21 protein-coding genes are annotated in these 23,466 nt (G+C 41.0%); 8 read left to right on the forward strand and 13 right to left on the reverse strand.

What is annotated here, in order from left to right:
* The first annotated feature begins 16 nt into the window (after positions 1 to 16).
* Entirely contained in the window at positions 17 to 460 is a 444-nt protein-coding gene (locus V7K84_RS26115; protein WP_334842391.1) for a DUF29 domain-containing protein, read from the forward strand.
* Between the two features lie 291 nt (positions 461 to 751).
* Here the strand turns inward: V7K84_RS26115 and V7K84_RS26120 are convergent, their stop codons facing one another.
* The 3 genes from V7K84_RS26120 to typA form a co-directional block, all read right to left on the reverse strand.
* A complete protein-coding gene (locus V7K84_RS26120) occupies positions 752 to 1,951 on the reverse strand; it encodes a caspase family protein (protein WP_334842392.1) in 1,200 nt (399 codons plus the stop codon).
* 10 nt (positions 1,952 to 1,961) lie between these two features.
* Positions 1,962 to 2,336: a hypothetical protein gene (locus V7K84_RS26125; RefSeq protein WP_179071514.1), complete on the reverse strand. Its 375-nt coding sequence runs from the start codon at positions 2,334 to 2,336 to the stop codon at positions 1,962 to 1,964.
* Between the two features lie 272 nt (positions 2,337 to 2,608).
* Positions 2,609 to 4,399, reverse strand: coding sequence for a translational GTPase TypA (gene typA, locus V7K84_RS26130; RefSeq protein ID WP_292808566.1), 1,791 nt, complete (start codon positions 4,397 to 4,399; stop codon positions 2,609 to 2,611).
* 613 nt (positions 4,400 to 5,012) lie between these two features.
* On the opposite strand from typA, the gene V7K84_RS26135 reads away from it, so the two are divergent.
* Together V7K84_RS26135 and V7K84_RS26140 are read left to right on the forward strand one after the other, a co-directional pair.
* Positions 5,013 to 6,383 (forward strand): serine/threonine-protein kinase, encoded by a 1,371-nt coding sequence (locus tag V7K84_RS26135; protein ID WP_334842394.1) that lies wholly within the window; start codon positions 5,013 to 5,015, stop codon positions 6,381 to 6,383.
* 72 nt (positions 6,384 to 6,455) lie between these two features.
* Positions 6,456 to 7,919, forward strand: coding sequence for an ABC transporter substrate-binding protein (locus V7K84_RS26140; protein ID WP_334842396.1), 1,464 nt, complete (start codon positions 6,456 to 6,458; stop codon positions 7,917 to 7,919).
* 85 nt (positions 7,920 to 8,004) lie between these two features.
* Here the strand turns inward: V7K84_RS26140 and V7K84_RS26145 are convergent, their stop codons facing one another.
* Positions 8,005 to 8,136, reverse strand: a complete 132-nt coding sequence (locus V7K84_RS26145; protein ID WP_334842398.1) for a hypothetical protein — start codon at positions 8,134 to 8,136, stop codon at positions 8,005 to 8,007.
* A gap of 47 nt (positions 8,137 to 8,183) precedes the next feature.
* Here V7K84_RS26145 and V7K84_RS26150 point away from each other — a divergent pair, with 47 nt between their 5' ends.
* The gene (locus V7K84_RS26150; protein WP_334842400.1) at positions 8,184 to 9,236 is read left to right on the forward strand and encodes a hemerythrin domain-containing protein; all 1,053 of its coding nucleotides are present in this window, start codon (positions 8,184 to 8,186) and stop codon (positions 9,234 to 9,236) included.
* 81 nt (positions 9,237 to 9,317) lie between these two features.
* Here V7K84_RS26150 and V7K84_RS26155 read toward each other — a convergent pair whose 3' ends face one another.
* From V7K84_RS26155 to V7K84_RS26190, 8 genes are all read right to left on the reverse strand, one after another.
* A complete protein-coding gene (locus V7K84_RS26155; RefSeq protein WP_334842402.1) occupies positions 9,318 to 10,502 on the reverse strand; it encodes a M20 family metallopeptidase in 1,185 nt (394 codons plus the stop codon).
* A gap of 185 nt (positions 10,503 to 10,687) precedes the next feature.
* Positions 10,688 to 11,251, reverse strand: coding sequence for a pentapeptide repeat-containing protein (locus tag V7K84_RS26160; RefSeq protein WP_334842404.1), 564 nt, complete (start codon positions 11,249 to 11,251; stop codon positions 10,688 to 10,690).
* A gap of 384 nt (positions 11,252 to 11,635) precedes the next feature.
* Positions 11,636 to 13,396, reverse strand: coding sequence for a serine/threonine protein kinase (locus V7K84_RS26165; protein ID WP_334842405.1), 1,761 nt, complete (start codon positions 13,394 to 13,396; stop codon positions 11,636 to 11,638).
* 263 nt (positions 13,397 to 13,659) lie between these two features.
* Positions 13,660 to 13,848: a 30S ribosomal protein S21 gene (gene rpsU / locus V7K84_RS26170; RefSeq protein WP_012407716.1), complete on the reverse strand. Its 189-nt coding sequence runs from the start codon at positions 13,846 to 13,848 to the stop codon at positions 13,660 to 13,662.
* Positions 13,849 to 13,964: 116 nt separating this feature from the next.
* Complete coding sequence (locus tag V7K84_RS26175; protein WP_094351322.1) at positions 13,965 to 14,297, reverse strand: RNA recognition motif domain-containing protein; 333 nt, start codon at positions 14,295 to 14,297, stop codon at positions 13,965 to 13,967.
* Between the two features lie 540 nt (positions 14,298 to 14,837).
* Positions 14,838 to 16,517 (reverse strand): tetratricopeptide repeat protein, encoded by a 1,680-nt coding sequence (locus tag V7K84_RS26180; RefSeq protein ID WP_334842407.1) that lies wholly within the window; start codon positions 16,515 to 16,517, stop codon positions 14,838 to 14,840.
* Positions 16,518 to 16,519: 2 nt separating this feature from the next.
* The gene (locus V7K84_RS26185) at positions 16,520 to 16,753 is read right to left on the reverse strand and encodes a hypothetical protein (protein ID WP_334842409.1); all 234 of its coding nucleotides are present in this window, start codon (positions 16,751 to 16,753) and stop codon (positions 16,520 to 16,522) included.
* 504 nt (positions 16,754 to 17,257) lie between these two features.
* Positions 17,258 to 17,881 carry an SMI1/KNR4 family protein gene (locus V7K84_RS26190; protein ID WP_334842412.1) on the reverse strand — a complete coding sequence of 208 codons (624 nt, stop codon included), beginning with the start codon at positions 17,879 to 17,881 and terminating at the stop codon, positions 17,258 to 17,260.
* A gap of 445 nt (positions 17,882 to 18,326) precedes the next feature.
* Here V7K84_RS26190 and V7K84_RS26195 point away from each other — a divergent pair, with 445 nt between their 5' ends.
* Positions 18,327 to 18,509 (forward strand): CsbD family protein, encoded by a 183-nt coding sequence (locus V7K84_RS26195; RefSeq protein ID WP_334804111.1) that lies wholly within the window; start codon positions 18,327 to 18,329, stop codon positions 18,507 to 18,509.
* Between the two features lie 275 nt (positions 18,510 to 18,784).
* Positions 18,785 to 18,919 (forward strand): photosystem II assembly protein Psb35, encoded by a 135-nt coding sequence (gene psb35 / locus V7K84_RS34350; protein WP_442941005.1) that lies wholly within the window; start codon positions 18,785 to 18,787, stop codon positions 18,917 to 18,919.
* A 57-nt stretch (positions 18,920 to 18,976) separates the two neighbouring features.
* Here psb35 and V7K84_RS26200 read toward each other — a convergent pair whose 3' ends face one another.
* On the reverse strand, positions 18,977 to 20,071 hold the full coding sequence (locus V7K84_RS26200; RefSeq protein WP_334842413.1) for a hybrid sensor histidine kinase/response regulator: 1,095 nt from the start codon (positions 20,069 to 20,071) through the stop codon (positions 18,977 to 18,979).
* Positions 20,072 to 20,658: 587 nt separating this feature from the next.
* On the opposite strand from V7K84_RS26200, the gene V7K84_RS26205 reads away from it, so the two are divergent.
* Both V7K84_RS26205 and V7K84_RS26210 read left to right on the forward strand, forming a co-directional pair.
* Entirely contained in the window at positions 20,659 to 21,378 is a 720-nt protein-coding gene (locus V7K84_RS26205) for a response regulator transcription factor (RefSeq protein WP_334842414.1), read from the forward strand.
* A gap of 187 nt (positions 21,379 to 21,565) precedes the next feature.
* Positions 21,566 to 23,254, forward strand: coding sequence for an NAD(P)H-quinone oxidoreductase subunit 4 (locus V7K84_RS26210; protein WP_334842415.1), 1,689 nt, complete (start codon positions 21,566 to 21,568; stop codon positions 23,252 to 23,254).
* Positions 23,255 to 23,466: the final 212 nt, after the last annotated feature.

Below are 23,466 nucleotides of genomic sequence, written 5' to 3' on the forward strand. Positions count from 1 at the left end.
GGTAGAAGGTAAAAATATGAAAATTACTACCAATTTAAATCAACTCTATGAAAATGATGAGAACTTATGGTTAGAAGAAACTATTAAATTATTAAAACAAAAACAGTTTAACCAACTTGATTTAGAAAACTTAATTGAGGAATTAATCAGTTTGGGGAAAAGAGATTTAGCTAAAGCCAAAGGTCTTTTAAGGCAAATTATTATTCATATATTATTACTCCAATACTGGCAGGTTGAATATCAAAGAAACCATCGTCATTGGATTGGAGAAATTAAAACCTTTAGATATGACTTAGATAACCATTTAACGACGAATTTAACAAAAAAAATACAGGATGATTTAGAGAATATTTATCAAAGTGCGGTTGATTTTGTGAAAATTAAAACCGATTTAACTATTTTTCCAGAAAAATGTCCTTACACTCTAGTAGAATTATTAGATAATAATTATTTGCCTTAAATATATCAGTCTTATCTAATCAATTAGTGTTTCTAAGAAAATCTATTGATAATTTTTAACCTGCGATCGCTTTGTGTGAAAATATGCAAAAGAGCGATGTCTACGACGGGCTACGCCTACGCACTATAAAAGCGATCGCAATGTCACAAATAGTCACGATAATTGCTTTTTTCAGTCCTTATCATTTTTACTTAAGGATTTGACTAAATGTACGGCAAGTGCCAACACCTACATCTTTATCGAATCTGCTTATCTTAATAAACTTCTCATGACTTAATTAACTGATAAAATCTAGGCTAATTTCTCCGAGTCTTTACAATTAGGACAAATAGAAACTTCAGTAAAAGAACCAAATGGAGTTCTTACGCGTTTGCGAACTTCTCTCGATCCTTTACAAACTTGACATACCTGAGTGTCGACAAAGTGTGCCTCGATTTGTTGCTTAATCGGCAAAATATTATCGTCTTTTAACCCTAAAAGCTCTTGAAGCATATTCATTTCTTTACAGGCTTCCTCACTTAAAGGATATTCATGCTCTACTTCTGCAATTAAAGCTTCTCGATAGGTTTGTAAATTCTCTAATCGCTCCTGATAAGCTCGTAATACCTCGGTTTCAATTTCAGCAGCTTCTTCAGAGGTCAAGCCTAACTGCTGCCTCAGTGTATTCAGAACAGCCCGACCAGCAGGTCGAATAGTTCCGATATTTGCATAACGTGAAGCAGCTTTCCGATATCTCAACTTAGCGTCAGTAACTCGTGCTTTAGAGACAACAATTTCAAACCCCTTATCTTTAAGAACAATAATCTTCGGGGTCATATTGGGGGCAGTTTCCTGCACTTTGCTGACAGCATACTCATGCAATTCCAGTACCGAAACAAAGCCATCCTCATTGCGATCGCCTGCTCCTGTTTCAATCCCCTCGACTAGATATCTGGTGTAAATCGATAAGTCTGATCGCTGCTGCTCAAAGGAATACTGAGTTGAACTGGAGGAAGTGAGTACCACTCGCCCTTCAGATCCAAGTTGTGTTTGCAAGTCAACTAATCCATCATCTTTGGCTTGTAAGGCAGGATCGAACGCTCCACTAAAGCAACAGTCTAAGATAATCACCTGCCGTTTAGCACGGCTATTATTCATAATTTCTTGAACAAAGTTGGCAGGTACAGCTGTTGACCGAATCAACTCCCCTTTGGAATTCTTGCGAGTTATCGGAGTTGCAAAATACAGCTTGCCACCATCATCTTTGATGCCATGTCCAGAGAAAAATAGCAACACAAGATCGTCTTTGGCTCGACCAGAAAACAAGGTTTCAATCTCAGATTCCATTGTTTGTCGGTCAGGATTAGGAAGCGCTTTCACGTCATCAAATCCGCCCATTTCCAAATCTTTCAAAACCCGTTGCAATGCCTCAATATCTTTGACAGCCGCAGGTAAAGGATTTAGTCCTGGCTCATACTCACTGACTCCAATCAGCAATGCTACCTTTGCCATGTTTTCTTGTCTATGCTGCAATAAAATCTTGGGCTGCTTTGATGGCCACTTCTAGTTCTTCGCGACTGTGGGCTTTCACCGTCAACTTCTTGCCGTTGGCTTCCACCGACAGTTCAATAGGTTTACCACCGAGACGATCGCCCAGAAATCCCACTAACTTTTTTGCATTGGCTGTATTTACCTCAGCCATTAACAAACCCACCAGAAACCCGCCTAATGCTTTGTTGCCTTCTGGTGGGTTGGGATCAAGAACACGACCAACTGCATCTAATTCGTCAATTTGCTTAAGTTCAGTAATTAGTCGTTGAACCTGCTCGTCCTTTTCTTCCGCGTCCAAATCAGGGTCATTGAAAGCGATTGTAAATTTAATGCTATTTGCGGTCATATTGTACTAATAAAAGTTTAGTTAGTTTTTTTATAAAGACTGACAATTATATTTATTTATACCAGTAAAAAACTCATTTTCTAATGAACATAACGAGCATTTGTATAAATCTTCATAGAAAACAAATTTGTCTTTTTGGATATAAGTATGACAAACAACACTAGAGAGTTTCGAGGAGTTGAGCAACCTAAAAAAGACATGGACAGATGTAACCAACAAAATAAAAAGCCCACTAATGCGGGCTTTCTAAATTAATTAAGTTATTGTTTTACTTACCGTTTCGCCAACTTCTTCGACATCTTCCGCAGACGAATCGATTGGGGTGTAACTTCCACCAATTCATCGGGGCCGATGTATTCCAAAGCACGCTCTAAACTCATGTCTATCGGTGCTTGCAGTTGCACTAGTTCATCGCCACCAGCAGCGCGGTGGTTGGTCAACTGCTTGGTCTTACAGATATTCAATTCCAAATCTTGGGAACGATTGTGTTCTCCCACAATCATGCCTCTGTAAACCTTTGTGCCGGGAGTAATAAAGAATGCTCCTCTATCTTCGGCATTTCTCATGGCGTAGAAGGTAGAAACGCCTTCTTCAAAGGAGATTAAAACACCTTTGTTACGGGCTTCAATGTCGCCACTGATTTGACGGTAGTCTAAGAAACTGTGGTTCATGATGCCTTCACCACGAGTCATCCGCATGAATTCACCCCGGAAACCAATCAAACCACGGGCGGGAATGACAAACTCTAACTGGGTGCGATCGCCACTACCTGGTTGCATATCTTGCATTTCGCCTTTGCGTTGTCCCAGGCGTTCAATACAGCTACCCACACCATCAGCAGGAATGTCTAACACCAAGAGTTCAAAAGGCTCGCAAGGTTGACCGTTGATTTCGCGGTAAATTACCTGTGGCTGAGATACCTGAAACTCGAAGCCTTCCCGGCGCATGGTTTCAATTAAGATACCCAGGTGAAGTTCACCACGACCGGAAACTAGGAATTTATCGGGAGAATCGGTTTCTTCGACACGCAAAGCAACGTTGGTTTCAAGTTCGCGGAATAGGCGATCGCGTATTTGTCTTGATGTCACCAACTTACCTTCTTGACCAGCAAAGGGCGAATCATTCACCCAGAAGGCCATTTGCAAGGTTGGTTCATCCACTTTAATTAGTGGTAAAGCTTGCGGTTCATTGGGGTCAGTAATCGTTTCCCCAATATAAGCATCAGCGAAACCAGCCACCGCGACAATATAACCTGCGGTTGCTTCTTCCATCTCTACGCGCTTCAGTCCATCAAAGCCCATCAACTTGGTAATTTTACCCTTGACAATAGTACCATCTTCTGTTACTAGAGCAGCTTGTTGCCCTGCGCGGATAGTACCGTTGTGAATTCTGCCAATGACAATACGTCCCAGATATTCAGAATAATCTAGGGTTGTAACTTGCAATTGCAGAGGCTTATTGCTGTCGCCTACTGGTGGTGGAACGTGTTGCAGAATCGCGTTAAACAGGGGTTGCATATCTACCGATTCTGCTTCCAAGCTTTCCTTGGCGAAACCTGCCATACCGGAGGCAAACAGATAGGTAAAATCACACTGGTCTTCATCTGCCCCTAATTCCAAGAACAGATCCAATACTTTATCGACAGCAACGTGGGGGTCAGTTTGTCCACGGTCGATTTTGTTGATGATAACGATGGGGCGCAGCCCTTTTTCCAAGGCTTTTTTGAGAACAAAGCGTGTTTGGGGCATGGGGCCTTCATTGGCATCGACAATCAGAAGACATCCGTCAACCATGCCGAGTACGCGTTCAACTTCGCCACCAAAGTCAGCGTGTCCAGGAGTATCAACAATATTGATTAGTGTTTCTTTGTAGCGAACCGCCGTATTTTTGGACAGGATAGTAATACCCCGTTCCCGTTCTAGGGCGTTGGAGTCCATAACGCAATCCGGAACGTCTTCGCCTTCGCGGAAAATGCCGGATTGTTTGAGGAGTGCGTCAACCAGGGTCGTTTTGCCGTGGTCAACGTGGGCGATAATGGCGACGTTGCGAATTGGGAGCGTCATAGAAGCTTTTGGTGAACTCTAGAGGGTGTTTATAAGATTTACATTTTGAATGCTAGGCTGTTTTAACAGAATTGAGAACGATCGGCAAACTCTGTAAAGAACCTTTAATAATTCTAGCGTAATCGTCACAATTGCGGGGAGTTTTGTAAACCCCACAATGGAGATGTGTGGTAATTACGGCATTGGTGGCATAAAAAAAGCGTCTGTGACAAACAGGTGTTACCTGAAGTGCAGTATTGCTTTTGAGAATTAGGGTTGATTTGCCTAGAGGAATTTAGTCATTGAAATACTTTGGTGAAAAGTGCGATCTTTGTCCCAGAGAGATGAAGTTCCTGGCTGCTAAAAGTCAGGTTATTTCCTGTTTGGGATTAAAGAGAAGCGATCGCCAAGTCTAGTTTTTCTTGACTAGAATGGTGTGGGTATCTCTACAAAAATATTCAGTGTACGCGGAACAATCGCAATGTAGAGCGAGGTCAATTGTTTACGAGAGTAAGAAGCGATGTCTACGACGGGCTACGCCTACGTCATTGTCTATGTAGAGACTTTACAATGTAACGCTTCTAGAGAATTTAAGGTATATTCTAAAAACTAATAAAATGACAGCGATAATTATATGGTCTGCTGCCTAAATCCTAATTGCGAGAATCCCCAAAATCCTGACGGGGCAAATTTCTGCCTCAGTTGCGGCACAGAGTTGGTATCGCTATTGAGAAATCGTTACCGAATCATCTCACCATTAGGGAGAGGAGGGTTTGCACGCACATATATCGCAGAAGATATAGACAAGCTCAATGAACGATGTGTTGTGAAGCAGCTGGTTCTAAGTCAATTTTATGGCAGTCAGGGTAGTCAGGCACATAAAAAAGCGACTGAGTTGTTTGAACGAGAGGCCAAACGTCTCAAAGAACTAGGAGAACATCTCCAAATTCCCAATTTGTATGCATATTTTAAGGAAGCTGAATATCTGTATTTAGTGCAGCAGTTTATCGAAGGGCAAAATCTGTTGCAAGAGTTAAAACAGCAGGGGGTTTTTGATGAAGCCAAGATTCGAGATTTTTTAAAAGATTTATTATCTGTATTGGTAGACATACATCAACAACAGGTAATTCACCGAGATATTAAACCAGAAAATATTATTCGCCGTCAAAATGATGGGAAATTAGTACTAATTGATTTTGGGGTAGCAAAGCAAAAGACGGAACCTACAAACACTACGGTAGGAACGATTATTGGTTCATTAGGTTATGCACCAATTGAGCAAATGCAATCGGGTAAAGTTTTTCTGTCTAGTGATATCTACAGTTTAGGAATAACTTGCTTTCAGTTGCTGACCAATATCTCTCCTTCGAGTTTGTGGATGAAACAAGGCTATGGCTGGACTTCTAGTTGGCGGCAGCATTTAACGCAACCTATAAGTCAAGAATTAGATATGATTCTTGATAAGTGCCTACAAGAAAATCACGAACAGCGTTATCAATCTGCACAGGCTGTCTTACAAGACTTGAATAAGTTGCCACCGCTAAGGTATACATCGGCTCCTACAGTTATTCCACCTACTCTGCGATCGAGATCGCAACCACAAAATCAACATCAATCAACTCGATATTTACCACAGTTCTCTAACAGCAAATTATTGTCTGGAGCAATAATAGCCGGATCGGGTAGTTCATTTTTAGCGATCGCACTTATAAGTTTTCTCGGAACTACTTCGATTAGCTCTGGATTGTGGTTGCTAATTTTAGGAGGATTAGTCTTTATTCAATCTCGCCCGCTTCTAGAAAAAGCTTATTTAATTGTTATTGCTATCATCGCAAATTTACTCATTGTCTTTATTTTCAGAAATCTTCTAACTAATAATCTTTTTAAAGCTGGTTTAAATGGACTGTTACTTGTAGGATTGCTAGTTATTCTGGCAGGTTTATTGACAATTATTATTGTGGGTGTTTCTGAAATAATCAACAAGCTGATTGCTAAATATCTTTAATTTTTTGGTTTTGCTCAATTTTCATAAATTTCTTTATTTCAGATAAATTTTGTAAAATTTGGATAATTATTCATGACAAATAAAAAAGAAAACTTGAGACTGCTTATTTCTCTTGGTCTGGCTGGGGTAATGGTAGCAGCTATTTTATGGTTAATTAGCAAATTTTCTTCTACTATCGTCACAACATCATCAAACCCGACACAAACTTCATCTTCATTTACAAATAAGTCATCATTAATGAATTTGGGTACAAGGATTTTGGTGAAAGTGCAAACATCTCCTGAAAAAACAGATGGGGTTAAAGCTTTTGCTGATAAGGATTTTAGTACTGCCGTTAATAAATTTACTGATTCTCTGAAAAATAATCCCAACGATCCAGAAACTTTAATTTATTTAAACAATGCCAAAATAGCACGAGATAATTTAGAAGCAATAAAAGTTGCGATCGTCGCACCAATTAACTTCGATCCTAGTTTAGCAGAAGAGATTTTACGCGGTGTAGCTCAAGCTCAAAATGAAGTTAATACGCAAGGAGGAATTAATGGTAAAAAGTTGCAAATTGTAATTGCAAGTGCTGATAATAGAGAAGATTCTGCACGGCTAGATAATGAATTAGCTCAAGATAAAAGCCTTGTAGCTGCCGTGGGTGTTAGACGTAAAGCAGAAATATATAAAGAGAAAGGTTTGGTTTTAGTCTTACCCGTCGAGCTACCAAATCAAGCAGAAAATCCAGAAAAATTAGCTAATAATACATTAAATAGTCAGCCTAATAGTTCCACAACTAACTACTTATTTCACGTAAATCCGTTATATGATAATTTAGTAGATACTCATTCTCGCTACATTGCTCGACAAGCAAGGAATGTTGCTATTTGTGGCGATGTTCGTAATTCAAGAGATAATTCAACCTCTTCATCAAATCAGATACTTGTAGAAAAGTACACTCAAGCTATCAAAAATTATGGCAGCAACGTTATTAGTACGCCTTGCAATTTAGCAGATAAGAATTTTGACCCTAAAGCTTTTGTAGATAAAGCCATAGAAACAGAAAATGCAAGTGGCTTTTTACTAATGCCTTCAATCAGAAATATATACTTTGCCACCAAGGTAGCACAAGAGGTTAAAGGTAGAAAGCCACTGTTTGCTTCTGAAACTATGTACAGTGCTACAACTTTACAAAATGGCAAGGATCTCGAAGGAATGGTATTACCTGTGTATTGGCATCGTGATGCTAATAAAGATAACCCCTTTGCAAAAAATGCCTTTCAGCTTTGGAATGCTCAAGTAAATCAGAGAACGGCGGGAGCTTATGATGCACTCCAAGCAATTATTGCTGGTTTAAAAGAAGATAGTACCCGCGAAGGATTACAAAGAGTATTGTCTAATCCCAATTTTTCAACATCTGGAGCAACCGGAATGATTCAGTTTTCGCCATCCGGGGAGCGTCAAGGAGAAGCAATGCTTGTCAAAATTGAGCGTTGTGAGTCTTGTTCTAGTGGAACTAGTTACGATTTTGCCCTCTTGAATAAGAAGTAGTTTTTTTGATGTTAATTGTCATTCTAAAGATATAGATTACTTTCAAATAGGTAATCTATTTAATTTGAATGTCATACTAAACTGCTTAATTTGGTTGCAACCATGAATTGAAGCGATCGCTGCAATTTTTCTCTAACGAAAAGTTTTGTTTCTCTACCCAGAGTTGTGAACGCGATCGCTCAAAAGAAAGATGGAATCTCGCTAGCCTCTGTGTCAAGGTTATATCAAGTAAGAATTACGAACACTTTGCCGAGGAGAACACGGATGGTAAGTACTTTAGATGATACGAAACGCAATGCAATTGCTGTAAAACTTGCAAGTCTTAAAGCTCTCCAACAGTTGGTCATCGAAAATGAACAATCGCTTTTGACGCAAGGGCTTGATGCTGAAATTGCCGATCGCATCCGAAATTTTATCAGTGATGATGAAAAAAACCTTGGTGTTTTAGAAACCGTAATTGGTCAGTATGGCATTCAAGCTGAACCCAAAAAGACTGTTACAGAATTCATTGAAAAAGCTCGCGAATTGTTCAAAGGTTCTGAGTTGAGCCTGTATGAAAAAGTATCTCAGCATGAATTACTGAAACATCAATTAGTAATGAGTGGCTTGATAGTTCACAAAGCTGCTCAAAAAATTGGTGCTGATGTGTTGCTAGCAATTGGGCCTTTGAATACCATTAACTTTGAAAACCGCGCTCACCAAGAACAACTCAAAGGCATTTTGGAAATTTTGGGCGTCCGTGAATTCACTGGACAAGATGCAGATCAAGGAATTTGGGCGCGTGTTCAAGACGCGATGGCCGCAGTCAGTGGTGTCGTAGGTAGTGCTGTCACCCAAAACAGCGACAAAAAGGATCTAAACATCCAAGATGTCATCCGTCTCGATCACAATAAGGTAAATACCCTGTTCACCGAACTATTGCAAAGCAACGATCCCCAGAAGATCCAAGAGTACTTCGGTCAAATTTATAAGGATTTAAATGCCCACGCTGAAGCTGAAGAAGAAGTAGTCTACCCAAGAGTACGTCCTTTCTACGGTCAAGATAACACCCAAGAACTGTTTGATGAACAAGCTGAAATGAAGCAGGTGTTAGACCAAATTAAGGGTATTAGCCCTTCTTCATCTGAATTCAAAGATCGAGTTAGACAGCTTATGGAAGCTGTTGGCGACCATATTCGTCAAGAAGAAAGCACAATGTTTGCTGCTATTCGTAACAACTTGAGCAGCGATGAAAGCGAGCAACTGGCTACTGAATTCAAAGCCGCTAAGACCCGAATTCAAGAGAAATTGGGTGTTGTGAGCGAGTCGAATGTGTAGAATGCTTTTGAACTTTCTATATCCGCTAAAAAAGGTTAGTTAAACAAAAACTCCCAGCAGATAAATGCTGGGAGTTTTTGTTTACAAATTTTGCTGACAGTATTTATAAGCTGTGTATGCCATAGTTACGACCCCGGTGATAATTGCAGATTCATCGACTTCAAATTGGGGATGGTGTAAAGGGTGATTAATGATTCTTTCTTTGTAGCCGACACCCAAGCGAAACATGGAACCGGGGACGTGTTCCAAATATATAGAAAAATCTTCAGCACCAAGGGAAGGTTCGGGTAGTACTTGAACGCGATCGCTACTCCAAGCTTCTTCTGCGGCTGATTGTAACAATTGCGTCAGTGCGTAATCATTTTGGACGCTGGGTACACCTTGGCGATAATTAACTTGATACTTTGCTCCGTAGGTATGACAAACATTAGATACAATGTTTTCAATCCAGTTTGGGAGATGGGCACGGGTTTCGGGATGGAGCGATCGCACGGTTCCCAATAATTGCACTTTATCCGCAATTATATTCGGCGCTCTGCCACCATTAAATTTCCCTATGCTCAAGACTAGAGGACGCAAAGGATTCTGCGTCCGGCTGATGGCTTGTTGCAGTGCAGTAATCACTTGGCAAGCAATCCAAATTGCATCAATCGCCTCATGGGGACGCGCCCCGTGTCCAGATTCTCCCATAATCAGAATCTCTAAATCATCAGCAGCGGCTGTTAATGCCCCGTAACGCACCCCAATAGATCCTGCGGGTATAGAAGGGAAAACATGAACCCCTAATAAAGCTGAAACGTTTTCCATCGCCCCATCTTTCACCATCCAGCTTGCCCCTTGGGCAATTTCCTCGGCCGGCTGAAATAAAAACCGTACTTTCCCACCCAACTCCTCAGCCATTTGGGACAGCACCATTGCCGTTCCTAACCCTACAGTGGTATGAACATCGTGACCGCAAGCGTGCATAATTCCATCTGCACGAGAGGCATATTCTAAATTAGTGCCCTCTTGAATTGGCAAGGCATCCATATCAGTGCGAATTGCCAATAAACGGCCATTTTGGCTAGTGCCTTGAAGTTCTCCAATGACACCCGTTTTGCCAACTCCCTCTTGTACGTGCAGTCCACTGGAAGACAAAACACCAGCTACGAAAGCTGCTGTTTGGTACTCCTGACCGCTGAGTTCTGGGTGAGAGTGGATGTGGCGGCGAATTTCAATTAAGCGGGGCGCTAGTTTTGCTGCTAAGTCTTTTATATGGGTAAGCATCGATTTAATTAATCTATAAGCTAGGCTTTTTTCCCATGATAAAGAACTGTTAACAAACAAAATGCTTTTGCTATACAAGGATAGTGGTTGAAGGAGGCAGGAGGCAGGGGAGCAGGGGAGAAGTTGCAGTAAGGTTTTTCCCCTCTGCCCCTGTGCCCCTCTGCCTCTTGTGCCCAATGCTCACTTTATTTTGAGTAGCAGGTTGTGCCTGGAGTATTTTCGGGTTTGTACTCGTTGCATTCTCTAGGATTTTGACGCTCTAACGACCAACCATAAGGTTTGTCGGAGGTGACAACACCATTATTTAAAGTTGTTAATCGGTAGTTAGCACCCCGAAAATTAGTAAATTGCAATTTGGCATCTTTTAAGTTTGCTGCTTCTAAATTGGCACTGATGAAGCCGGCAAAAGACAGATCGGCATTTTCCAGGGATGCTGATTTTAAATTTGCTCCTGTTAAAGAAGCACCATTGAGATTCGCCGAATTCAGAATCGCACCTTCTAAATTTGCACCGGTGAGATCGGCATTCGTGAGATTAGCTTGAGATAATGTAGCGGCGCTCAAGTCAGCCCCTCGCAAATTCGCTCCAGTTAGATTCAGCTTACTTAGGTCAGCGCCACTCAAATTACACCGAGGACAGGCACTTGTTGCCTTCAACTGATCCAAGTCTAGCTGATTTAACGCAAGAGCCTGCTCTGCAAACCCTAAACAAGCTAACAGGGAGACGGTGGCAACAATCTTAAGTTTCATATTTTTTACTGATATTTACAAAAATGACAAGTTACGAACATCACGTACTGTCATCCTTACATATACTGCTTCTCTAAGGAAGTACAGGGATGAAGCATTGATTAAGAAGCTGTAAAAATACTATAAATTCTAGTAGTAAGACTACTCAAACGGAAATATAGGCTATAGAATCAAATCGTAAGGAACTATACCGAACCAATTATAGACTACCAAATATGTGATCCCCCTAGCTCGATAAAAATACGACTAGGGGGATCTTGTTTTTAGGCATTGAGAATGGGGCAGAGGGGCAGAGGGGCAGAGGGGAAAAACTTACTGCAACTTCTCCCCTGCTCCCCTGCTCCCCTGCTCCCCTGCTCCCCTGCCCCCTGCCTCCTGCCTTCTTCATCGCCATCCCAAAAGGCGCAATCCAGGGACAATTAAGTAATAACTCACTCCTAACCAGAAGCTGATAAAGAAGCCTATAGAGCCAAAAAAAGTCAGAAATAACTTTAACTCTGACCAGCCTAATTGACTGGTAAATTGGAAAATTGGAGGTGCTAACTTCAAAAGAATCAAAACTGCATAGGCGATCGCACTGCCAAAGGCCGCGAACACAGCGTACACTACATGATGGCTGCGAAGTCCTAAACTCAAGGTGAGTAGAGAAACTGCCACTAAAATCACTGCCATTAAGCCCTCGCCGCTATCTTTTGGGGTGATTAATTGCAAAATTAACCAGCCGAAGCCATAGCTAATCATACCCATCAGGGAAGCCACTAAAAACCGCCGCCGTTGACCAAAACACCCGGATACTGTCAATCCCCATGCGGTTCCCCAGCCTGCGGCGACGAACACCAAAATATCTGCCCCGAAGACGGGTTGAGTATTTGGCACTAATTGATTTAACTGACTCCCAATCAATTCCACAACCTGAGGCCCCAAGCTGGTACGATAGGCCAAAATAAAACCAGCGATCGCACCAAAACAAGCGCCGATAGTACTCAGGATCATCGCCCAAATCGTCGCCAAACAAGCTCGGAAAATTTGGACGATTGTCTGAGCGATAAAAATAACTGTTTTGGTGACAGCTAGGCTAAAGTTAGCTAAAACTTGTTCGATAGCTTGTATTATCAGTGTAAATCTCTGGGAAACTTGCGTTGAGGCTTGCTTAATCTTGTCTTGCAGTTGAGCAAATAACCCTGGTGGCGGTAATGGTTGAGAAATCTTCGCCAAACGTTTTTGAATTATAGCTGCATTTGCTGGACGCGATCGCACATCTTCCTGCACCATCTCATCCAGCAAATCTGCTAGTTGCGGGTTGACATTCACCGCAGTTCGCCAGCGCAATTTACCCGTTTGCTGATCTTCCAACTCTAGCGGGTATTTGCCTGTTAGTAGTTCTATCACCGTTCGACCAAGAGCATAAAAATCGGCACTTGGCCCAACAATACCTCCAGTCACTTGTTCTGGCGGACTGTAGCCAGAAGAAAATAATCGTGTGGAACTAGACTTAGAACGCAGCTTAGAGGCGCTAAATTGTTTCGCTCCGCCAAAATCAATTAATACTAAGCGATCGCCCTCTGCTTGCCCTGGAGACGGGGTTACAGATGGCGAAGATGTACCCAGCATTAAATTAGAAGGTTTGATATCCCGGTGAAGAATCTGACGTTTGTGTAATTCTTGTAAAATCTGCACAGCTTGGGCAAACCAATTTAAAACCAAATTCTCTGGACACCCTTGGGGAAACTTTTTTAATATCTCCTCTAAAGTCCGCCCATTAATTTTTTCCATTACCAGACAAGGCAGTTGGTGCGGTTTGGGGTTAAACAGTTGTACCTGAAAATACCCTTCGGCATCGACTCTGGGGACACCTGGATGGTGCAAACTAGATAAAACCGCAGCTTCTTGGGTAAATAACTCCAGTGCCTTGGGTGAATCTTCTACCAACACCTTCAGCACTTTTTCGGTTTGAGTTTTTTCATCCCAAACCGTGTAGATTTGAGCAAATCCTCCCGATCCTAATGGCTGAAGTGGAACATAGCGGTCTAACAACTCTAGCGGTGCGCCACAGCTGTTGCAAAATTTGTTTCCCCAAGGCTGAGGATAAGGACGTTGACAATCAGGATTTATGCAGTGAACCGCACTCTGAGTGATGTGGGACACAACCGCTACAATACAAAGGCTGACTTGATTTTAGCGTTTCTTTAGGTTTCCTGATTTTAAAATAGATAAAAGAAAAACCCTCATAGAATCTATGAGGGAATTCATTCATATTTACAGCGGATTTCTAGGAAGGTGAAGTACACAAGCTAAGTCTCAAAGCAAGATATAAAGCCTGTTTTACTTCTGAATTCTGACTCCTGAATTCTGACTCCTGAATTCTGACTCCTGAATTCTGACTCCTGAATTCTGCTGTATGTCAGCCCTTAATTACGAAAACTTCTCTTACTTTGTCTGTGCTTGGCAACTTCTTTGCGCTTGCGTTTTTCTAAGGGTGTTTCAAAATGACGATGCTTTCTCATGTCTGGGAAAATTCCCGCCTTGGAAACTTCTCGTTTAAATCGTCGTAAGGCTGACTCAATGTGTTCATTGTCACCTACAATTACTTGGGTCATTATTTCTCCTACTAAGTTGACTTCATCAATGACTATGCAGGCGGTAACATTACAAAAAAAAGACAGACTCTTGTTTGTCTGACCTTAAGACTCTTGGTAAGTTTTTGTTTCCAAGGTTAGTATCGTCCGCCACCGCCACCGCCACCGCCGCGGTTGCCGTATCCTCCTCTGTTACCACCACCAAAGGAACCTCTATCACCTCTGTCTTCCTTGGGTTTAGCCTTATTCACTTTCAGGTCACGACCCATCCACTCAGCACCGTCGAGAGCTTCAATGGCAGCAGTTTCTTCAGCTTCAGTTCCCATTTCCACAAAAGCAAAGCCGCGCGGACGACCTGTTTCACGGTCAGTAGGTACTTGAACGCGCTTTACAGTACCATATTCTGCAAAAATACCACTTAAATCTTCTTGTGTAACATCATAAGAGAGGTTACCTACATAAATTGACATCGATTCTCTCCAAAATCATCACTGTGTAGAGATTTTAATTTCTCTCAGAAGTCTGTAAATACTAAAAGGAAAAAGCCTTTCAATACTAAAACCAAAGACATCACTGAATTAACTCTCATAAATCTAGGATGACATACGAGCCAACTCTTTGCACCCAGTAGATAGTTAACTAGTGATGCGATCGCCCTTAAGCGATCGCCCGCCCCCACATACCCCAAGTACAATCCACCGCAAAAAGGGGTTGGAAATGGAATAAGATAAATTCTGTAGGGTGATATAGAAAATCAGACATGCAGGGGCGCATCTTTAATATTCCGAATTGAACGTTTGACTGCATTCACCATGAAGCATTACTTCAAAATTTTAATACGAAAGGCAGAGTCAGGCAACAAATATAAAACTATTGTGACTTGTACCTTTTGGAGAAGCTGCTATAAAAGCAACTGCGATGCTTATACCAGCAAGCATCGCGAGTCTTTTTCTTTGGCGCTAGCCTCTCCTTTCGGAAAAGGGAAGTAAGTGGCGTAACATCATGTTCGGCTAATTAACCAAAGTTGCAATCTTAAGTTGCCGAACATCACCTTTCCAAGCTGTCTCCAGTTCAGTTTTGACAAGTTGAGCGGCCTCATTTTTGCCTAGTGCCTGCAAACTTGCCTGCAAGCCAAATAGAGAACGTCCATTATGGGGATATTTTTTTAAATCGGCACGAAAGACTTTCTCAGCTTCTCTATAGTCACCCTTAGCCAAAAGCACAGCACCCAAAGATTCCCGCGTCGGAAAGTACCAATCTGGTGGTTCCACGTAATTAAGGGCATCTTCTGCTACTACTGCTTTTTCTAGCAATTGGATGGCAGATTCATAATCATGCTTTTCTCTAGCAATTTTGGCGTCTATAACTTTTGAGGCAATGTCTAAAATATTACTTGCTGGACTGAATCCAATAGTTCTCTCGGTGGAAATTCCCTGTTTGGCAGCTAGTAATGCCCGACTTTCACTTGCTGCATCTTCAAGTTTGCCTGTGGCTGCGCTTGCCATACCGCGAGCAAAATGCCAAAGTGCAGAGGTAGTAGGTAATTTAGCTTCGGGAGCAGGAGTTTTTAAGATGGCATCCCAATCACTAAAGCGTGTCTGAATCAGCATTTTGCTGCCGAGGAATCCCTCAAGCATTGGTGCATACGGGTCAATTGCAGTAGCATTTGCAACTAATTTATCTGCGGATTTAAGAGCATCTTCATATCTTCCTGCCATGCTACTGGCCACCATGAGGAAATGTATATTGTGGTTGTAATACATCATGGGGTAAGTGCCCTGGACTTGATATTTTTTGATGTAAATATCATCTTGAGCGATCGCCTGCTTGTTTGCCTGCATTGCCCCTTCATAATCTCCCACACGAAAATAAATATGACTTGGCATGTGTACCAAGTGTCCCGCTGCTGGCGCTAGAGTTCCGAGTCGGTTAGCACTGACAAGGGCCCGTTCTGGAGAAGGTGAGGCTTCCACTGCATGAATATAGTAATGATTAGCCCCTGCATGATTCGGGTTACGTTTGAGAACTAATTCTAAAATAGCCACAATTTCTTCTGTATCTGGCTGTGGCTTACCATCTTTAGTCCAGTGCTGCCAAGGATGCAGATCCATCAGGCTTTCAGCGTAAAGTGTCGCTGCATCCAAATCATCAGGATAGCGCTTGACTAGGTTTCCCATTGCTTTGGCGTAATCTACCGCTAGCTGATACAAATCAGCATTGGTATCTTGAGAGTAACGTTTTGCTAAGGCGGTAATGTAGTCTCGTTCTTGGGTGGAAGCTTGGGTAGAAAGGGCCAAAGCTTGCTGTACTGCTTGGTAAGCAGCTAATTCCCGATTGGGATCTATTGCCGAGTTAATATTAGGCCCCAAGGCTAAAGCAACACCCCAATATGCGATCGCTAAATGCGGATCGAGTTTGGCAGCATATTCAAAAGAACGCACTGCCTCATCATGATTGAAAGCGTAAATCAAATTTAATCCCTGATCGAAAAACTCTTGGGCTTGGGGATTAGAAGTAGAAACTGGATGGTGGATTGTGCCAAGTCCAGATATTAAGTTGTATGGCTGTTTTACTTCAGCGTCAACGTGTTGGTATAAGCTCTCGTCGAGAAGCGGCTTGTTGTCAGATATCGCCACACTAGGAGCGACTAAAGAGAATATAAGCACCCAAACTAGAAATAAGTATTTCATGATTATTTTTCTTCAAGCTCTTTTTTAATATTCAAATGCCACAGTTTCTCTAAAGAAGTAACTTGTCGATGGAAAACAGCAGCCCGGTGTTTCTTATAGATATTAAACCCTACAAACACAATCATTGGAATCAAGATAGAATATCCGATGAGAATGCAAACAGATGAATCTGTTTGCATTCTAGAGTCTATATATTGGGAGTTGGGAGTTGCTTGAATACTAAAATTTGATTGCATAAATATCTTCATAAATACTACAAGTAAGAAGCTATAAATAAACGTGGATAATTTTTTCTGCTGTCTTTTAGCAGAAATTAGTCACAACTTTTATTAGGTAATTCAAAGTCGCTGCTGAGACTTCTCTATGCCTTCTTGCACTAGCTAAACTATTCTTCAGTTAAAATCTGAACAATTATGTTGATTTCTGCTAAATTTTGTGACAAAATCCTTATTCTGCAAGCTACTGCTCCTAAAGTATTTACTGAGATTTCAACTATTTTTAGTGTCAGTTATTTCTAATACTTGCTTAAATAGTCAGAGTTGCAGAAGCAATATACAGCGGATTGCAAGTTAATAAGTGATTCTTAAGAAAGATGTGACTAATATATAACCCAATACCCTTGGGTTAGCTCCAAAAACCTTAAACTACGTAGGTTGGGTTGAGGAACAAAACCCAACATTTGCAGGACTTTGTTGGGTTGCGCTTTGCTTAACCCAACCTACAATTTTTCTTAACTGTAATTATGAGTTATATTTTCGATATATCTCTTTTTCAAGTTCTAGCTTTTCTTCATCTATTTGGATTATCATGTCATCTTCCTCTCCATCTTCATCTGGTATGAGTTGATATAAACCAAACTCACAACACTCTGCAATTACAGATATCATACTGATAAGATTTTTATATATTCTTACTGAATCCTTAAGGCAACCAACATCCCAAAGATAAACCGGAGATGGATCGAGATCGCCAACTACATAAAGCATTTTTTTATTCTCATACGCAGCAATAGGAAACCATTCTTGCTTCCAATATGCATCATTGTAGTTAGTTGCTTTCCCTATACTTTTGTAAATATAAACTGAATCTTGCAAGGAACAAAAAGAACAAATGATATCGGCTCTTAATTGCTCAGGAAACAAAAAATAGAGTGGGAGATAGCCATTGTTATAACCAAGATCGGCGGTTCCATTGCGCCATTGATAAAGTTCGTATACTTCTTCGGATAACCGGAATGGTAAATCCTTTGTAATTTCGTCAATCTGCTGGCGAGTTAAACCTGGATTGTAACAATCAAAGAAATCATGATTGGTAGATTTTAACCAATTCAAAATATATTGAAGTTCATCCGTAAGTTCAGACATTTAACTAACCTCATTTAGTGATTAAAGACGAAAATGTTTTAAAGCATCTCATCTCATTTACCCGGAATTGAATACACAGCCTCACTAATATTGCACTATCTACCACCAAGCTGAAAGCCTCCGCACACTGTTGACATATTTATTATATCCAGTTTTTATAAGGCAAGTTGCCATTTATCAGCATCACTATCTACCTGAAGTTATAAATTATCTTGTCTTAAGACTGAACAATATAATGGTATCTTTCTCTCTTTTGGATATTAGTTGAATTCTCAAGATGAATTTAACCTTTAAATAGTTATGTACAATGGATACAAATATTCTTCATAAAAACATCGTCAGATAGAAGAATTAAAAGTTTTATAGAAGTAATCTATAGATATTGCAGCGCTTTTCCAGCAAGCAAGAAATAATCAACACTTAACCTACTTTAGGAACAAAAAATATGAGTATCGAAGATAAAGCAAAAGCTTTTGCTAAAAACGTCGAAGGAAAAGTACAAGAAGCAATTGGCGAAGTAACTGGCGATCCTAAAGATAAAGCTGAAGGTAAAGCTAAACAAGCTGAAGCCCAAGTCCGTCACACCGCTGAAAATATCAAAGATGAAGTTAAAAAGACTTTAGATTAAAATAGTACAGCTCGATCGAGGTTCTCCTCGCTGTAACAAGTTGTTCAAGTAGTTAGATTTTGGTGGTAATGTAAATAGGTGAAATTTTATTTAGGAAGAAGGTTTAAGTTAAATAATTATTTACTGAACCTTCTCCCTTTATTAACTCTACTTTTTACCTAAGATTTTCAGGGATTTTGACAATAGCGATCGCGAGACATTTTCTCCATATCTTACTGATTTTTCAAAGCTGCTAATTCATAATTAATATTCTATTTACCTATCTTTTAACAGACATCCCAACATCGCAAGGTAACTCTACTTATTCTATTGTGCTGACAGGGTTATTAGGATTAGGCTTTATCGCTGCTACGATTATAGGATCGATTGCCTGGTACAATTCCAAACGTCCTGTAGGTTGGGAAGATTAACAGCGTCCTGATATTGTTCCAGAAATAGATCGGTAATAATTTTTTGTCTGTCTAATTTTAGTTTTCGTCAGCTAAAGGTAGGCGGATAGTAAATGTACTACCCTTGCCTGGTTCAGATATCACATCGATTGTGCCTTGATGTGCTTCGATAATACAGCGAGAAAGATATAATCCCAAACCACTACCAGAACGTTGGTGTTTTCCTTGACGAAATCGCTCGAATAATATTGCCTGATCTGGTTTAGAAATTCCTGGCCCTGTATCTTGGATATCAATATTTACAGCTACCGGAGTCAGATAGCAGTGAATATCTACAGAACCTTTGTCTGTAAATTTGATGGCATTGCCAATGAGATTTGTCAAAACTCGCCGCAGTTCTATGCGATCGCCCATAATGGTGCTTGCAGTTTCACCTCGATCGATGTTTACAGCTAATCCTTTTTCTTCAGCTAAAGGAGTTAATTCTTGGGAAACTTCACTAACTAATTCCTGAATATTGCAGGGAGAAATTTTTAAGGTTTTACAGCCCGCTTCATGACGATAAACTTCTAACAAGGTATTTACCATTTCCAGCAGGTCTTGATTGCTGCCAATCATGGTATCAATTATCTCTTGCAATTGTGGCGAAACATCGCAAAACCTGCCTTCCAGCAATAATTTTAATACGCGGTTGGAGGCTACTAGGGGTATGCGTAAATCGTGAGTAAAACGCGAGACAAAATCTGCCCGGAGGTTCGCCATCTGATCTCGTTCGTCGATACTATGCTTGAGGCGCAGGAGCGATCGCACCCTTGCATGTAGTTCATCAGGATCGAATGGTTTGCGAATGAAGTCATCTGCACCAGCGTCTAGTCCTTCAACAACGCTAGACTCATAGTGAGCCGTGAGCAGCAGAATCGGGATAAATGGCAACGCCTGATTCTTTCGGATGCGTCGAGTAAATTCATAGCCATCTAGCTCCGGCATCATCACATCTAAGAGAATTATATCTGGCGGTGACTCTTCAACCATAGCCAGAGCAATCTTACTATCTTCTACCAAGCTAATTTCATAGTCCTCATCTTCTAGGACTGCTTCTAAGACCAGTAGATTATCAAAAACATCATCGACAACGAGAATTTTATCTTTTTTGACAGTTTTAGGTAAAGACATGGCTAAATAAAAAAGAAGTGCTTGGCTATCCCTAGCAAATCTAGTAATAGCTTACTTCACCAGCGCTGAGATTATTAAGGATTAACATTTTCTTTTAGAGTTTCCTGAGTTAAATCCCTACTATCTACGTAATTAAACTGATTTTTATTTACGCTTATGTGCTATTTTATTTAAATTGACATATTTTTTGTAAGTATATTAGCAGCCTGAATTATCCAATTAATATGAGTGCCTGGGTCTAGAGTGAGTTATTTTAGTCCGTTTTCTGTGCATAATCCCACTCAAAGCAAGGATAACTACTTAATAATCACCTACTTTCACTTGCTACCAGATTTTTCATGAAAAATTATTTAGCATAAAACATCGAGCGTCAAGTTAATGTATAAAAATATTTTTTGATTGAATTACATTGTCATATCGAAACTCTTGCCTTAGAAAAGCTTACGAGATAAGGTTATCTATGTCTAATGGTAGATGAAGTTCAGGGAATAATACCAAACGCATTGCTTTTTGTATAAGATCCCGAATAGAAGAACGAGATTATTTTAATCTGTACTTTAGATAAATAACAGTAAAGTTAAGCAACTATGAGTGAAATCAAGATCCTTGTGATTGAAGATCACAACCTGACAAGAATCGGCTTGCGGTCTGCCTTACAAACTCAGCCAGAGTTTAACATTGTTGGTGAAGCAGCCAATGCAGCTGATGGTATCAAGCTTCTGAAAACTCTCAAGCCGGATGTCGCTACTATTGACATTGGTTTGCCTGACATGGATGGTATTGAGCTAACACGCACATTTAGGCAACATCAGGCAGAGAATGAGGACTACACAACAAAACTGCTAATTTTAACGATGCAAAATAGCGAACAAGCAGTTTTAGCAGCATTTGCAGCAGGTGCAGATTCTTATTGCATGAAGGATATAGAAACAGAGAAACTAATAGAGGCTGTGCAAACGACTTATGCAGGTAGCTCATGGATCGATCCAGCGATCGCAGACCTTGTACTACAACAAATACGTCAAGATTTCCCCGATGGTAACAAAGGCGCATCTGGAAAAAGAGTTTTGATTGAAGGCATTGACGCAGATACTGAGAAAAGTATAGTCAGCTATCCTTTAACTCATAGAGAAATGGATGTTTTAGAGTTGATTGTCGCTGGCTGTGACAATGCAGAAATTGCGAAAAGGCTTTATTTAACAGTCGGTACTGTCAAAACTCATGTTCGAGGTATTCTCAATAAACTCTGTGTTGCTGACCGGACACAAGCTGCTGTCCGTGCGTTGCGGGCGGGATTAGTACCGTAAGCAAGTAAGTAACCATCATTAAACTGTGTACACAAAAATACTTAACAAATAAAAATATTTCTTTCCCAGTCTCTAGTAAATTGTTTTTTGGTCAAAGCAGTTAAGTGGGACAAAGATTTATGAAGAAATTGTTACAAAGTTTAGTAGAATGACATAATTGACTAAATAAGTATTTTTCTATACATACATGATAGCGGATCAATTTCCCTGGCTTACCGCGATTGTCTTACTGCCACTTGTTGCTTCCCTGCTCATCCCCGTATTGCCTGATAAAGATGGTAAACTCGTGCGGTGGTATGCACTGGGTGTAGGTATTGCAGATTTTGCCTTGATGTGCTATGCGTTTTGGAAGCATTACGATGCCAGCAGTGCTAGTTTTCAGATGATGGAAAATTATGCCTGGGTGCCTCAGTTAGGTTTTAACTGGGCGGTATCAGTCGATGGGCTTTCAGCGCCACTTGTGCTTTTAGCCGGATTTGTCACCACACTCTCGATATTTTCAGCTTGGCAAGTCGATCGTCGACCTCGCCTCTTCTATTTTTTAATGCTGGTGCTGTATTCGGCACAGGTAGGGGTGTTTGTTGCCAAAGACTTGCTGCTATTTTTCATCATGTGGGAAGTAGAACTGATTCCTGTCTACCTACTAGTCTGCATTTGGGGTGGGCAAAGGCGTCGTTATGCGGCTACGAAATTTTTGTTGTATACCGCGGCTGCTTCTATATTTATTTTAGTGGCGGCCCTGGCAATGGGGCTATATGGCGGCGGTAATATGACATTTGACATCACCGCCCTCGCCAGCAAAGAATATCCTCTTAGTCTACAACTGCTACTTTATGCAGGATTGTTGATTGCATTTGGTGTCAAGCTTGCTGTTTTCCCCATGCATACTTGGTTGCCTGATGCCCACGGCGAAGCATCATCTCCTGTATCGATGATATTAGCTGGTGTGTTGCTGAAGATGGGTGGATATGGACTGATTCGCTTGAATCTGGAACTACTTCCCGATGCACACATTTATTTTGCGCCGGTTCTAGCCATTCTCGGTGTTGTCAACATTATCTATGGTGCATTGAACTCCTTTGCTCAGACCAATATGAAGCGGCGTTTAGCTTATTCATCGATTTCTCACATGGGGTTTGTACTGCTGGGGATTGCGTCCTTCACTGATTTGGGAATCAACGGCGCGATGTTGCAGATGATTTCGCATGGTTTAATTGCATCAGTGCTGTTCTTTTTAGCAGGTGTTACTTACGATCGCACCCACACAATGGTAATGAAAGATATGGGCGGTATTGGTCAAGCCATGCCCAAAGTCTTTGCCCTGTTTACAATCGGAACAATGGCATCTCTGGCACTTCCCGGAATGAGCGGCTTTGCTGGCGAACTCTCGGTATTTGTTGGGATGACAAGCAGTGACGTTTATAGTTCGACTTTCTGCACCGTCACAGTTTTTCTCGCCGCCGTTGGAGTTATTCTCACACCGATTTATCTACTTTCCATGCTGCGAGAAGTGTTTTATGGTAATGGTGCAGCACTGCTATGCGACATTAATAATGCAGGCTTGGAAAATCAAGAAGATGATGGAACAGTTTGTTTTGGTACAGACTGTCTCGTGCCAGAAGATGCAGTCTACGAAGATGCTAGACCCCGTGAGGTGTTTATCGCTGCCTGTTTTCTGCTGATGATTATTGGTATTGGTTTCTATCCCAAGATGGCGATGCAGATGTACGATGTGAAGACCGTTGCAGTCAATGCTAATCTTCGCCAGTCTTATGCCATAGTCTCGCAAAGCAATCCTCAGATTTATGCTAAGGGACTCTTGGTTCCGCAAATTTCCGAGGTTGAGGTAGCGCCCGTTTTGGGAACTTTGAAGTAAGCTTTTTGACCAATAGACTTGTCGAAAAGAACGATGCCAACTAAGTACTACCCGTCTATAACAATCCTAAATCATTCGTGAACAATAAGATCCCCGACTTCTTTGAGAAGTCGGGGATCTTAGTCTATCGATTTTCACAACTCACTTAGGATCGCTATATACGTTTTTATTAGGTTCAAAAACTAGCCTAAAAGTGATACCAATACATGGGA

The organism is Nostoc sp. (assembly GCF_036917315.1).
GTDB lineage: Bacteria > Cyanobacteriota > Cyanobacteriia > Cyanobacteriales > Nostocaceae > Nostoc.